The organism is Pseudomonas sp. NCHU5216 (assembly GCF_052156495.1).
Taxonomy (GTDB): domain Bacteria; phylum Pseudomonadota; class Gammaproteobacteria; order Pseudomonadales; family Pseudomonadaceae; genus Aquipseudomonas.
Map to the genome: position 1 here is coordinate 36788 of NZ_JBQLIX010000023.1, position 13233 is coordinate 50020.

Annotated in this window: 9 protein-coding genes; 3 read left to right on the plus strand and 6 right to left on the minus strand. The window is 66.2% G+C overall.

Annotation, left to right across the window (positions count from 1 at the left end):
* The first annotated feature begins 233 nt into the window (after window positions 1–233).
* Together ACSVIK_RS16480 and ACSVIK_RS16485 are read left to right on the plus strand one after the other, a co-directional pair.
* Complete coding sequence (locus ACSVIK_RS16480) at window positions 234–2129, plus strand: patatin-like phospholipase family protein (protein ID WP_442445332.1); 1896 nt, start codon at window positions 234–236, stop codon at window positions 2127–2129.
* 1194 nt (window positions 2130–3323) lie between these two features.
* Entirely contained in the window at window positions 3324–4262 is a 939-nt protein-coding gene (locus tag ACSVIK_RS16485) for an L-threonylcarbamoyladenylate synthase (protein WP_442445333.1), read from the plus strand.
* Window positions 4263–4276: 14 nt separating this feature from the next.
* Here the strand turns inward: ACSVIK_RS16485 and ACSVIK_RS16490 are convergent, their stop codons facing one another.
* Together ACSVIK_RS16490 and ACSVIK_RS16495 are read right to left on the minus strand one after the other, a co-directional pair.
* A complete protein-coding gene (locus ACSVIK_RS16490) occupies window positions 4277–6727 on the minus strand; it encodes a YbcC family protein (protein WP_442445334.1) in 2451 nt (816 codons plus the stop codon).
* Complete coding sequence (locus ACSVIK_RS16495; RefSeq protein ID WP_442445335.1) at window positions 6724–8262, minus strand: NADH-quinone oxidoreductase subunit L; 1539 nt, start codon at window positions 8260–8262, stop codon at window positions 6724–6726. Before ACSVIK_RS16495 ends, ACSVIK_RS16490 begins: the two co-directional genes overlap by 4 nt.
* Before the next feature lie 102 nt (window positions 8263–8364).
* On the opposite strand from ACSVIK_RS16495, the gene ACSVIK_RS16500 reads away from it, so the two are divergent.
* Complete coding sequence (locus tag ACSVIK_RS16500; RefSeq protein ID WP_442445336.1) at window positions 8365–9225, plus strand: LysR family transcriptional regulator; 861 nt, start codon at window positions 8365–8367, stop codon at window positions 9223–9225.
* A gap of 7 nt (window positions 9226–9232) precedes the next feature.
* Here ACSVIK_RS16500 and ACSVIK_RS16505 read toward each other — a convergent pair whose 3' ends face one another.
* The 4 genes from ACSVIK_RS16505 to ACSVIK_RS16520 are packed head-to-tail and all read right to left on the minus strand — an operon-like array spanning window position 9233 to window position 13193.
* Window positions 9233–10174: a D-2-hydroxyacid dehydrogenase family protein gene (locus tag ACSVIK_RS16505; RefSeq protein ID WP_442445337.1), complete on the minus strand. Its 942-nt coding sequence runs from the start codon at window positions 10172–10174 to the stop codon at window positions 9233–9235.
* Between the two features lie 19 nt (window positions 10175–10193).
* Window positions 10194–11708: a tripartite tricarboxylate transporter permease gene (locus ACSVIK_RS16510; RefSeq protein ID WP_442445338.1), complete on the minus strand. Its 1515-nt coding sequence runs from the start codon at window positions 11706–11708 to the stop codon at window positions 10194–10196.
* Between the two features lie 3 nt (window positions 11709–11711).
* A complete protein-coding gene (locus ACSVIK_RS16515; protein ID WP_442445339.1) occupies window positions 11712–12164 on the minus strand; it encodes a tripartite tricarboxylate transporter TctB family protein in 453 nt (150 codons plus the stop codon).
* A gap of 48 nt (window positions 12165–12212) precedes the next feature.
* Window positions 12213–13193 (minus strand): Bug family tripartite tricarboxylate transporter substrate binding protein, encoded by a 981-nt coding sequence (locus tag ACSVIK_RS16520; RefSeq protein WP_442445340.1) that lies wholly within the window; start codon window positions 13191–13193, stop codon window positions 12213–12215.
* Between the last annotated feature and the right edge of the window lie 40 nt (window positions 13194–13233).

Genomic DNA, 13233 nt, shown 5'->3' on the forward strand with positions numbered 1-13233 from the left:
CTAAAAACTACCTGCGTTGCCATCGCTGCGTTAAAAACAGGCTCGTGCGCGAGTCCGATCAAAATGCTCATTTACAGCTCGTAAACTGCGCTTTCTCGCCTGTTTTTGCCTTGCGCTGGCTGCCTCGCCTACGTTTTTAGAGGTTCCCTGAACGCGACGGTAATGGCACATAGCCTTTATCGGCGCGTTATCATGCCGGCTCCCGCCAACGTGCGCTTTCCTCAGGAGCCGTGATGAACGCCAGCCGCCCCGCCGTTTTCGCCCGTGAGTGCGACCTGGTCATGAAGGGCGGCATCACCAGCGGCATCGTCTATCCGCTGGCCATCAGCGAGATCGCCAAGGCCTTTCGCCTGCGCAGCATCGGCGGCACCAGCGCCGGAGCGATCGCCGCCGCCGCCGCGGCCGCAGCGGAACTCGGTCGCCAACGCTTCCAGGCCGGTGAACTGAGCGAGGATCCACAGGGTTTCGCCGAGATCGAACGCCTGCCCCAGCACCTGTGCCTGCCGGCAGCGAGCGGCCAGGGCACCAAGCTGCTGGCACTGTTCCGCCCACAGTCCAGGCTCCGTGGCCTGTTCGACACCTTCACCGCCATGCTCGATGCCCGGCGCAAGCCTCTCGGCCTGCTGCGCGCCGTGCTACGTCATTACGGCTTGGCGGCAGTCCTCGGCGCCCTGCTCGGCGGCGGCCCGTTATGGCCGTTGGCATTCGGCAACCATGGCTGGCTGCTCTGGTTGTGGCTGCTGCTCAGCGCACTGGTCGGAGCCCTGGTCGCCGTCGCTATCTGCCTGCTGCGCCAGCTCGGCCGCGAGCTGCCGGCCAATGGTTTCGGCCTGTGCAGCGGCATGTCCAGCTCGGACGACATCGCCCCTGGTGAAGCGCTGACACCCTGGTTGAGCGACTACCTCGACCGCCTCAGCGGCCAGCGCCAGGCCTGTGCCAACGCGGACGAGGCGATGCAGGGCGCCCGCCCTCTGACCTTCGGTGACCTGCGCCGGCATGGCATCGACCTGCAGATGATGACCACCTGCGCCAGCATGGCCCGGCCCTTCCGCCTGCCCTTTGGCAATGACGGCCGAGTACGCGAGAACAACCAGTTCTATTTCTCCCGCTCGGAATTCGCCGCCCTCTTCCCCGCGCGTATCGTCAACTGGATGTGCGCACGGCAGCGCCCGGAGCAGCAGAACGAGCGCAGTGACGGCCTGTATCGCCTGCCGCTGCCGGACGACCTGCCCGTGGTGGTGGCGGTGCGCATGAGCCTGAGCTTTCCCCTGCTGCTCAGCGCCGTGCCACTGCATGCCGTGGACTACCGGCACCAAGACAAACCCATGGAGCGCTGCTGGTTCACCGACGGCGGTATCGCCTCGAACTTTCCCATCCACTTCTTCGACCAGGCCCTGCCGACCCGGCCCACCTTCGGCCTCGACCTGGGCAGCACCGAGGACGCCCGCAGCCAGCGCGTACACTTCCCCACGAGCAACAACGACGCGCGCCTGTCCTACTGGCGGCGCTTCCCCAGCAGCGGCCTCGGCGCCCTGGGTGGTTTTCTGCGCATCGTGATGAACGTGGCCAAGGACTGGAACCACGAGACGCTGTCGTTGCTACCGGGGTTTCGCGACCGCATCGGCCTGATCCAGCTGACCCGCGAGGAAGGCGGCCTGAACCTGACCATGCCGCCCGAGCGCATTGCCCGCCTGACCGAATACGGCCGCCAGGCCGGCATCGAGTTCGTTCGTCGCTTCGGCGACCCGGCTTGCTGGCAGGCCGGCGCGCAGGCCACCAAGATGAACTGGGAGAACCACCAGAGCATCCGCCTGCGCCTGATGCTGGCCAGCGTCGCCGAACAGCTCGCCAGCCTGGAACGCGCCTGCAGCAGCCTGGCGCAGACGCCCGAGGACTATGCGCGCTTCTTCGAGGAAAAATACAGCTACCCGCTGCAAGGCCTCGGCCATCTCGCTGTCGACGCTGACGGCCAGTACCCGAGCCAGGCGGCGCTGGCCCTGGCGCAACTGGATGCATTGCGCGAGGTGGCCAGGCTGATCGAGGCGCAAAGCCAACGCCGCCCTGCCCTGCATCCGGCCAAGGGCGCGCCGAAGCCGACGCCGGAGCTGAAATTGCGTCCGCGTGTCTGAAGTAGGTTTCCAGGAATCTAGGCGAGGCAGCCAGCGCAATACTGATGCTGGTTCTATGAGAAACACCGGAGCGATTCACGCCGGGCTGGCAAGTTTGTGTTGGTTTGTTGGTTGTTCGGGAGCCTGTTCCAAATTGCCGCGTTTTTGCTGATATCTTTGGTTTCGCCCTCCCGGGCGAGTCACTTTGCGGGCAAAGTAACCAAAACCTTCCGCCCGATCATCCGGCCCTGGCTTCGCCAGGGTTCGCTCACTCCATCGCCGCTCCAGAGGCCCGCCGCGGTGGGCCATCCCTGGCCCATCGCGGCTCTCGCGACATCCATGTCGCTCAACCTCTTCCACGACGACTCCGCTCACCCTCCTGGGCGGGCTCTGCACGCGCCTGAAACTACGGTTATTCCCAGTGACTCTGCGTGCTTGATGGGTGCAGCCGTAGGGCGGACTCAGGAGCCTAAGCGAACAGTCCGCCGGGCCATGCCGAGTTCGGCACCACAACACACGTCCCGCCTCCCAACGGCGTACTGCTTCGCGAGTACGCCCTACACGACTGACCAAACAACAGCCGCAAGAATGAAACTAAACGAATGAAAGTTTTGGTTTAACCCGACGGCCACGTAGTGGTTCCACTGCTACCAGAACACGCCGCGCAGCCTCTGAAATGCCAGTTCGTTCAGGCGCGCAAATGCCCCCTTCAGGAGGCCGAACGTAGGCATTGCGCAGGGGGCGAGCGGCATGGATGCCGCGAGATACCGATGGCGGCCCCGCGTAATGGGCCAGGGATGGCCCATGTACGCCGACCCCGGAGCGATGCCGGAGTGAGGGAAGTCGAGCGAAGCATGACGGGGACGACTAGTTCCGGATGGCGGGGGTGCGTTTCTTTTGCTTACTTTTCTTTGCGCACCTCAAAGAAAAGTGACTCGCCCGGGAGGGCGAAACCAAAAACATCAACAAAAACGCGGCAAGCCGGAACAAGCACCCGAACAACCAACAACCCACACACAAACTTGCCAGTCCGCTATCGACCAAGCCCTCCCCCTAAAAGAACCTGTTTTTAACGTTGCGATCACAACGACTGCATGGGGCAGGAAGCCCAAGCCGAGGCAGTGCTCAGAGGTGCTCTCGAAACTGCCCATCTACCCCACAAATCCCCTAGAATCGCCGTCGCCCCATTAACCAATGCCAATAGCCAGCCTTGCCATGCCCACCATCACCCACGACATCGAGCGCTGCGCGCAGCAGTTGCAGAGCGGCGAGCTGGTCGCCATGCCCACCGAAACCGTCTACGGCCTGGCGGCCGACGCCCGTAACGGCGACGCCGTGGCCAAGGTGTTCCAGCTCAAGCAGCGCCCGGACAGCAACCCGCTGATCGTCCACCTGGCCGATGCCAGCCAGGCCGCCGATTGGGTCAGCGAGATTCCGCCACAGGCCCAGGCCCTGATGGAAGCCTTCTGGCCGGGGCCGCTGACCCTGGTGCTGCCGGCGCGCGACGAGGTGCTGCGCAGCGTCACCGCGGGGCAAGACAGCGTCGCCCTGCGCGTACCCGCCCACCCCGGCGCACGCGCCCTGCTCCAGGCCTTCGGCGGTGGGCTGGTGGCGCCCTCGGCCAATCGCTACATGTCCATCAGCCCCACCAGCGCCGCCCACGTCGCCCAGCAATTCTCAGACAGCGAGCTGCTGATCCTCGACGGTGGCCCCTGCCAGGTGGGCCTGGAATCGAGCATCGTCGCCCTGCTGCCCGGTGACGCCCCGCGCCTGCTGCGCCACGGCATGCTCGACCAGCAGCGTCTGCAACAGGTGCTCGGGCAAGAGCTGGAAACCCGCGACGGCGGTCTGCGCGCCCCGGGCCAACATCGCCGCCACTATGCACCGGGCACCCAGGCCAGCACCTTCGTCGAAGTGCCCGAAGCGGCGCTGGATGCCCCCGACTGCGGCTGGATCTGGTGCGGCCAGGCCCGCCCGAGCCAAGGTCCTGCCATCGATCTCAGCGCCGACCCGGAACGTTACGCCGCCGGCCTGTACGCTGCCCTTTACCAGCTCGACGCCATGGCCCTGCGTCACCTGCATATCGCCCTGCCGCCAACGGGCGCGGCCTGGGCCGCGGTGCACGAGCGCCTGCAACGGGCCACCACCCAGTAATCCAGCCTGACGGCTCAGCCTGCCGTCAGCGGGCGCCAGCCCCGCGCATCGCGTAACTGCAAAGGGGCGCCCGGCTCGTCGTCCAGTTGCAGCAGATACAGCCAGGCGTTCTCCACCAACTCACGCACCACCTGATGCTCGGCGATCACCTGATCGATCATCGCGCGCGGCGCAGCGATCACCACGCTCAGGCGTACTGGCCGATGCACCCAGCGCTGACCATCGTGCAGCGACTGCCGCGCCAGGCCGATGCGCAGGTCGCCGCCGTTGCCCTCGAACACGCCGATATGCCCACCCACCACGTTGTGCAGCACCTTGTTGCCACTGCCGAAGCGCAGGTTGTCGGTGGTCGAGGTCAGGTACTGCAGGTTGATCCAGTGCGTCACCAGCATGGGCGCGGTCATGATCTGCTCCAGCACCTTGCTGCCCTCGTCCGCACGCCAGTCGTAGTCATGCAGGAAGGCCCTACCCTGCAGGTCGAGGCCGCGACTGCGCGCACGCGGCGCGACGATGAACGCGGCATTGCCGGCCAGGCCCCACTCCGGACGGGTCTGCGCCCAGTCATTGGCGCGCCGGCGCAGTGCCGTCAGCAGCCGTGCGGGGCGTTGGCCCAGGTGTTCGAGGCCAAGCTGGCTGGCGCGGCTCTGGCGTACCTTGACCGCAGCGGCATCCAGGGCTTCGCGCAGACGCTGCCAGTGCGCCGTGAAGGCTGACGGCAAGCGTTCGCTGGCGAACACCTGCACCTCGTCGGTGGTGGTGTTGTGCAAACCGGCCAGCACATGGCAGTCAGCCGGCAGCTCGATGCCCTGCGCGGCCAGCCCTTGGCGCACCTGCGGGTCATTGAGCAATTCGGCCAGCACGCGCGCATTGACCTCGCCGCTCTGGCCGCAGCAGGCACCGCAATCCAGCCCCGCCGCCTGGGGGTTGTTGGCACTCTGGCTGCCATGGCCGAGCAACAGGATCAGCGGTGGGAAATTCTGCGTCAGGCTCATCGCCCGCAGAATGCGCGCCGCCAGTTGTACCCGCTGCTCATCGGCCAGGGGCGCCAGTACCGGTTGCAAGCGCTGCCATTCACTGGCCTTCAAGGCCACGCGCTCGGCCGGGGTATGGCCCCGCAGCAGCCCGCCGGTGTGACCAAGCAGCGCGGCGGCATGCCCCAGGCCGATGGACTCGACCAGGGTGAAGGCCGAGGCCGGCAAACGCCCGAACAGGCGCCAGCCACCCTGGCGGCCCAAGCGCGCCTGGCGCCGTCCGGCCAGCTTGGCGTCGCAGCCGGCATCGCCGCAACTGTCGCTGACCGCCAGTTGCGGCGCCAGCAAGCCCGGCAATTGTGGGCGCGTGGCCGCCGTGCCCAGCGGGGTGTAGGCGATGGGCAGGCCGAAGAAGCCAGCGAAACCGCCGGTCTGCACCTCTGGGCACACCGCTTCCAGGGCACGCCGCAGCGGCTCGGAGCGCACGTCGATGCAGAAGTAGACCCTGGCCAGCGACGCTTCTGCCTCTGCCGCGGGTACATGGGTGCTCAAGAGCTGTTGCAGGTGCTCCTGCCAGGCCAGCTCCTCGGCACGCTGCCAGAGCTGCAGAGCCTGCCAGGTAGCTGATGGCTGACGACTGCGTGCCACCTGCCAAGCCTGACGCCAGGCGCTCCAGCGGCTGCCGGCGCCGCGCTGGTGGTCGTCCACCAGCCATTCCCAGGATGCGCGTATGGCCAGCAGGTCGAGCAGCGTGGCATCGTCAGCACCGGACAGGCGCGCCTGCCAGCGCCGATAGGCGCACCAGGAAGCCCAGCCCAGGCTGCGCAGCAACAGGCAGTCGAACCATTCATCCAGCTCGTCGGCGCCGAGCCCCAGGTGCTGCACCGCACCTTCCAGCGCCGCTTGTGGTTGTGGCGGCAGCTTGGCGATGCGCGCGCCCAGCTCAGGGCAGGCGCTGAGCACGCTGAGGCCGCGGTCGTCCTGCATGGCTTGACGCCAGGCCTGGTACAAGCCGTCCTGGCGATGCAGATGCCAGTCGGCCTGCGCCTCGTCGAACCAGGCGGCGCAGCACTGGCCGATTTGCTGGGTGATCAGCGTTGGCCAGCCCGGCAAGGCAATCTCGGCGTCGGTCATGTCCTCCAGCAGCGGCAGGCTGCGAGACTCATCCTCCGCGCTGTGCAAGGCCTGCAACAGATCCGCGAGCGTCAGGCCCTGCGGGTTGTCGGCCAGCACCTGCTGCAGATGATGCTCGCCGATCTGCCCACTGGCCCACGCCTGGCGATAGTCCTCGGGCTTCAGGGTCAGGCGGCTGCCTACGCGGCGCCAGAGCTGCTCGGCCACCTCGCTCCAATGCTGCTGACGCCGCTCCCACAGGGGGCTGACCGCGATCATGCGATCCAGCGGCCAGGTCGGGGCGATACGCTCGCAGGCCCGGTTGGCAGCGGCATGTAGGGTGTCACGGTCGATCATAGCGAAGGTTTCAATGGCGGTCATGGACGCTCTCCGTTGACGGATACGATGGCTTGCGGCGGGCGTACCGGCCACAGGCGAAAGGTCAGGCGGGTGAAATGTTCATCGAGGAAGAAGCCGGCGAATGCGGCTGGGTACAGGCGCCGCGCCAGCGCTCCTTGCGGCCTTGCGACTATCCAGGCCTGTAGCAGGTAGAGGGCGAGGAACAAGCCCAGGGCCAACAGGCTCAGGGCCAGCGGCGCGCCCGGCAGTTGCCGGCCCATGTCGAGAATCCAGCTCGCCGCCAGATGCCAGAGCAGGTACAGGCCCATCAGCGCCACCAGCATCGCCCCGGCATGCAGCGCATGGCCGCGCCGCAGGCACCAGGGCGCCAGGCCCACGGCGAGAATGATCAGCGCCTCCAGCGGCAGTGGGTGCGCCGGCACGAAATGCCGCCATGCCTGATCGAGCCCGAACACGGCCAGCGCCGCCAGCACCAGCGCCAGCAGCAAGGCAGCCAGGCCCGGCGCAGGGCGAGACGGCTGCAGCGCCTGCTGACGTACCTGCAGCACCGTCTCGCCGGATGTCAGGAAGGCATGGGCCTTGTACAGCGAGTGAGCCAGCAGGTGCACCAGCGCCAGTTCGTAGAGGCCCAAACCGCATTCCAGCAGCATGAAACCCATCTGTGCGCAGGTCGACCAGGCCAGGCGCACCTTGATGCTGATACGGGTCATCATCACCAGGGCCGCGAGCACGGCGGTCAGGCCGCCGACCAATACCAGCAGCGTCTGCGCCAGCGGCACGGCCGAAAGCAAGGGCGCGAAACGCAGCAGGACGAAGCCGCCGAGGTTGACCACCCCGGCATGCAACAAGGCGGATACCGGCGTCGGCGCCTCCATCACCTGTATCAGCCAGCCATGCACCGGCAACTGCGCGGACTTGAGCATCACCGCCAGCACCAGCAGCACAGCCGCCAGTTGCAGATCCCAACCCAGAGCGCCATCCGCCTGCAGGTGCGCCGCCAACTGCTCGATGATCGTCGCCAGTTCGCTGCTGCCCGCTGCTCGCACCAGCAGCACGCTGGCCAGAATCACGCAGACATCGGCCAGGCGGCTGGCGAGGAACTTCTTGTGCGCCGCCACCTGGGCCTGAGGCCGCTCGGGGTAGAAGGTCAGCAGTTGATGCAGGCACAGGCTGGAGACGATCCAGGCCGCCACCAGCAGGTACAGATCGCGGCTGGTGACCACCATGGCCACGGCTGCCAGGGTGCCCAGCAGCGCCAGCAGATAGCGACGCTGACCGGGTTCGCCTTGCAGGTAGCGGGCGGAAAACTCGATGATCACCCAGGCCAGCAGGCTGATCAGCGTGGCCATGGCCAGCCCCAGGCGATCGGCGGGCTGGTCATCGAGTCCAGCCTGTAACAGGGCGGCCAGTAACAGTGCGAAGCCTGCCGCACCGGCCAGGCGGCCCGGCAGCCACAGAGCGCTGCCCTGGCGTTGTGGCCACAGTGCCACGAGCAGCAGCGCCAGGGCGTACAACCAGGGCAGCCAGGTGGCCAGTTCAGAATAAAGCGGGAGCATGAGCAATCTCCGAAGCGAGAAGATGGCTCTAGTCTCCGTTAGGGCTTTATTTATTTAAAATAGATTGATAAGAATTGAACATTCTTCTTTAGAGAACAAAAAATGCGCCGCCTGAATTTCCATCACCTGCATTATTTCTGGGCCGTGGCCAAGGAAGGCAACCTGACCCGCGCCGCTCAGTCCCTGCATGTCGCCCAGTCTGCGCTGTCGACGCAGATCCGTGCACTTGAGGAGCAGCTCGGCCATGCCCTGTTCATCCGCTCCGGGCGCAACCTGCTACTGACCGAAGCCGGTCAACTGGTGCTGGATTATGCCGACAGCATCTTCGCCCTCGGCAGCGAGCTGCAGATGACCCTGCAGGGCGCGCTGCAGGCCAACCAGAGGCTGCGCATCGGCGCCGTGGCCACGCTGTCGCGCAACTTCCAGGAGAACCTGCTGCGCCCCTTCCTCGGCCGCCGCGAGCTGCGCGTCACCCTGGAATCCGGCAGCCTGGGGGAGTTGCTGGAGCGTCTGGCCCTGCACAAGCTGGACGTGGTGCTGAGCAACCAGGCGGTGAGCAGCGACGCCCAGCGCTCCTGGCGCTGTCGCCTGCTGGATCGGCAAAGTGTGTGCCTGGTCGGCCCGCCACGCAGCGCCACCTTCGAGCTGCACCGTGACCTGCAGCAGGCGCGCCTGATCGTGCCGGGGCGCAGCAGCGACATTCGCAGCCAGTTCGAGCTGTTCTGCGACAATCATGGCCTGCAACCGGATATCTGCGCCGAAGTGGACGACATGGCCATGCTGCGCCTGCTGGCCCGCGACTCCGGCGACATGGCGCTGCTGCCGGCGGTGGTGGTACAGGACGAACTGCAGACTGGGGTGTTGCAGCTCTATGCCGAGATTCCGGAGATCGCCGAGCAGTTCTTCGCCGTGACCCTGCAGCGGCATTTCAATCTGAGCATCCTCGACGAACTGCTGGGCTGATGCCCCACTACGGCGTCGCGAGCGCCTGATAGAACGCCCGCACATTGGCGAAAGCCTCGCCGAAATAGGCCTCGTAGCTGTGCTTCTCGACATAGCCCAGGTGCGGCGTGCAGAGCACACGCGGATGGGTGAGCAGCGGATGGTCAGCCTGCAGGATCGGCTCCTGCTCGAACACGTCCAGCGCCGCCTGGCCGGGCCGGCCACGGTTCAGCGCCTCGAGCAGCGCCCCCGGCTCGATCAGCTCGGCGCGGCTGCTGTTGACCAGTAACGCATCGGGCTTCATCCGCGCCAGGTCGGCGGCAGTGACGCAATGCCGCGTGGCCTCGACCAGGCGCAAATGCAGGGTGAGGATATCGGCCTGCGCGAAGAAGGCCTCGCGCGTCGGCGCGGCCTCATGCCCATCGGCCACTGCCGCCTGGCGCGACGCCTCGCTGCCCCACACCAGCACCGGCATGTCGAAGGCCCGCGCATAGCGCGCCAGGCGCTGGCCGATCTTGCCGTAGCCCCAGATACCGAGCGTCTGGCCGTACAGCCGTTGGCCCAGGTTGACCTGCCAGTGCCCGGCATAGAGGCCGTTCATGGCCTCGCGCAAGCCGCGCCGGGCATTGAGGATCAATGCCCAGGTCAGCTCGGCGGCGGCAATCGGTGAGCCGGTGCCTTCGGCAACCGTCACGCCCCGCGCACGGCAGGCCTCAAGATCGAGATGCGGCCCTGCCCGCCCGGTCTGGCTGATCAGCTTGAGCCTGGGCAGACGCTGCAGCAGCGCGGCATCGATACGGGTGCGCTCGCGGGTCAGCACCAGCGCGTCGGCCTCGGCGAAGCGCTCGGCGAGCACCTCCGGATCGCTGACATGATCGTGATACACGCGGACATCGAAGCCCTGCAGCAGGCGGAAGCACTCCAGCCCCTGCACGACGCGCTGATAATCCTCGGGTATCACGATACGCATGCCGATTCTCCTGTTGGCATCAGGCCACGCTGGGTGCGCCGGTTCTCTGCCGGCGCGCACGCCAGGCACGCCAGAATGGCAGCACGACCATCAGCGCCACCAGCGCCCAGACCACCCAGGTGATCGGGCTGGCGAAGAGGATACCGATGTCGCCGCTGGACAGCGACAGCGCCCGGCGCAGGTTCTGCTCCATCATGCCGCCGAGGATGAACCCCAAAAGGATCGCCGACAGGGGGAAGTCCAGCTTGCGCAGCACGTAACCGAACAGGCCAATGGCGATCATCAGATAGAGGTCGAAGGTAGTCGCGTGCACCGCGTACACGCCGATGGCGGTAATGATCGCCACCGCCGGCACCAGCGCCCAGTACGGCACGGCCAGCACCTTGGTGAAGACCTTGATCATCGGCACGTTCATCACGATCAGCATGATGTTGGCGACGAACAGCGAGGCGATCAGGCCCCAGACGATATCCGGCTGGTGCTGGAACAGCAGCGGCCCCGGAGTGATGTTGTACAGCGTCAGGGCGCCGAGCATCACCGCGGTGGTGCCCGAACCCGGCACGCCCAGGGTCAGCATCGGCACCATGGAGCCGCAGGCAGCAGCGCTGTTGGCGGTTTCCGGTGCGGCCAGGCCACGCAGGTCACCGTTGCCGAACTGGTTGTCCTTGACCGCCATGCGCTTCTCGCTCATGTAGGACACCGCACTGGCCAGCGTTGCACCGGCCCCCGGCAGCACGCCAAGAACGAAGCCGACCACGCCGCTGCGCAGATTGGTGGCCAGGACGAAACTGCCCTCCTTGAGGCTGAACAGCATGCGTCCACTGGCCTTGATCGCCTTCTGCCCATGGTGAGTGCGCTCGAGCAGCACCAGCAGTTCACTGACCGAGAACAGGCCCAGCACCAACACCACGAACTGAATACCGTCGGCCAGCCCCAGGCTGCCGAAGGTGAAGCGATAGACACCGCTGTTGGCATCGATGCCGACGCACGACAGCAACAGGCCGATCAGCGCCGCCACGCCGGTCTTCAACGGCTTGCTACCAGCCATGCCGGCCAGGCAGGTAATGGCGAAGACCATCAGCACGAAGTATTCGGCCGGGCCGAAAGCCACCGCCCATTTCGCCAGCAGCGGCGCGAACAGCACCACGCCGATGGTGGCGATCACACCGCCGATGAAGGAACTCCAGGCCGACAGCGACAGGGCCACGCCAGCCTGGCCCTGACGGGCCAGGGGGTAGCCGTCCAGGGTGGTCATCACCGCGGACGCCTCACCCGGAATGTTGAGCAGGATCGAGGAGATACGGCCGCCGTACTCGCAGCCCAGGTAGACCGCTGCAAGCAGGATCAGCGCCGTCTCCGGCGGCAGGCCGAGAGCAAAGGCGACGGGGATCAGCAGCGCCACGCCATTGATCGGGCCCAGCCCCGGCAGCAGGCCGACCACGGTACCGATCAGGGTGCCGCACAGCGCGGTGAGCAGGTTGTAAGGACTCAACGCCACGCCGAAGCCATGGCTGAGATAACCGAGGGTTTCCATGGGTCAGCTCTCCAGATTGGCGAGAATGCCGAGCGGTAGCGGTACCGCCAGGGCCTTGTCGAACAGCAGGTACAGGCCGATGGCGAGTACCACGCCACTGATCAGGCTGTGCAGCCAGCGCCCGCCATACAGGTGTGCCATGCCCATGCCGAACAGCAGGCTGGCGAGGATGAAGCCGAGGGTCTCGAACAGCATGGCGTAACCGAGCATCAGGCCGAGGAAGGTCAGCGACTTGAGCAGCACCGCACGATTGAGCGGCGGCTCCTCGCCTTCGGCAGGCGCAGGTGGCTTGAGCAGCAGTTGCACGCAGCCGCAGGCGATCAGCAACAGCAGCAGCAATGGGAAGGCCTTGGGCCCGACCGGTTCATAGGAAAAAGGTGCGCTGTAGCCCCAGGCCAGAACGGCTAGCACACAGCAAAGCAGCAGGGTGATGCCTGCAAAGATACGATCTTGCATGGTGTTGCTCCGCAGCGATGCGCCGCCCGCAGACGGCGCATGGGACTCTCACTCAACCAGGCCGAATTCTTCGCCCAGCTTGCGGTACTCCTGCACCTGCGCCTTGACCAGCTTCTCCAGCGCCGGGCCGGTCACGTAGTCGGGCAACACGTCGCGATCGGCCAGGTAGTGCTGGAAGTCCTTGGAGGCATGCAGCTTGTCGAACTGTGCGTGCCACCAGGCCACGTCCTCGTCCTTCACGTCCGGGCCCAGGTAATAGCCACGGATCAGCGGCCATTGAATGTCGTAACCCTGTTCGCGCGCGGTGGGAATCGACGCCAGATCGCCGTCCAGACGCTTCTCGCTGAACACCGCCAGGGTGCGAATCTTGTTGCCCTGCTGCGCGCGGATCTCGCTGGCACTGCCGGTGACCAGGTCGACATGCCCGCCCATCAGTGCCATATAGTGCTCGGCGCCGCCCTCGAACGCGGCGTAACGCAGCTCACGCGGATCAACGCCAGCGGCACGGGCCAGCAGCGCGATCTTCACCCAACCCTGGCCGCCGATGCTGCCGCCACCGCCCACGATGATGCTCTTGGGATCCTTCTTCAGCGCCTGCACCACGTCGTCGAGGTTCTTGTAGGGGGAGTCGTCGCGCACGGCCAGGGTGCCGTAGTCGTTGCCGATCACCGCCAGCCACTTCACTGCGTTCTCATCGAAACGGCCGTACTTGCCCAGGGCCAGGTTGAGCAGCGAGGCACCGGAGAAGGCCACCAGAGTGCCCGGCTCGGCACGGCGGTTGGCGGCGATGGAGTTGTAGGCCACGGCGCCGATGCCGCCGGGCATGTAGGTCACGCGCATGGGCGACTCGAGCAGGCCTTCATCCTTGAAACCGGCCTGGGCCAGCTTGCAGGTCAGGTCGAAGCCACCGCCCGGTTTGCTCGGGGCGATGCATTCCGGACGTGCCGGCTCATCGGCCAACACAGAAGCACTGGCCAGCAGTGCGGCAAGGGAAAGCGGCAGGATACGGCGAATGGAACGGGTGATCATGGTGGGTTCCTCTTATTAGATTTGTAGGCAAGGGCGCTGG

Excerpts from the sequence above, each read along its gene's own strand:
- ACSVIK_RS16515 (WP_442445339.1), bottom strand. The coding sequence starts at position 12,164 with ATGCAAGATCGTATCTTTGCAGGCATCACCCTGCTGCTTTGCTGTGTG.
- ACSVIK_RS16500 (WP_442445336.1), top strand. The coding sequence starts at position 8,365 with ATGCGCCGCCTGAATTTCCATCACCTGCATTATTTCTGGGCCGTGGCC.
- ACSVIK_RS16490 (WP_442445334.1), bottom strand. The coding sequence starts at position 6,727 with ATGACCGCCATTGAAACCTTCGCTATGATCGACCGTGACACCCTACAT.
- ACSVIK_RS16480 (WP_442445332.1), top strand. The coding sequence starts at position 234 with ATGAACGCCAGCCGCCCCGCCGTTTTCGCCCGTGAGTGCGACCTGGTC.
- ACSVIK_RS16520 (WP_442445340.1), bottom strand. The coding sequence starts at position 13,193 with ATGATCACCCGTTCCATTCGCCGTATCCTGCCGCTTTCCCTTGCCGCA.
- ACSVIK_RS16510 (WP_442445338.1), bottom strand. The coding sequence starts at position 11,708 with ATGGAAACCCTCGGTTATCTCAGCCATGGCTTCGGCGTGGCGTTGAGT.
- ACSVIK_RS16495 (WP_442445335.1), bottom strand. The coding sequence starts at position 8,262 with ATGCTCCCGCTTTATTCTGAACTGGCCACCTGGCTGCCCTGGTTGTAC.
- ACSVIK_RS16505 (WP_442445337.1), bottom strand. The coding sequence starts at position 10,174 with ATGCGTATCGTGATACCCGAGGATTATCAGCGCGTCGTGCAGGGGCTG.
- ACSVIK_RS16485 (WP_442445333.1), top strand. The coding sequence starts at position 3,324 with ATGCCCACCATCACCCACGACATCGAGCGCTGCGCGCAGCAGTTGCAG.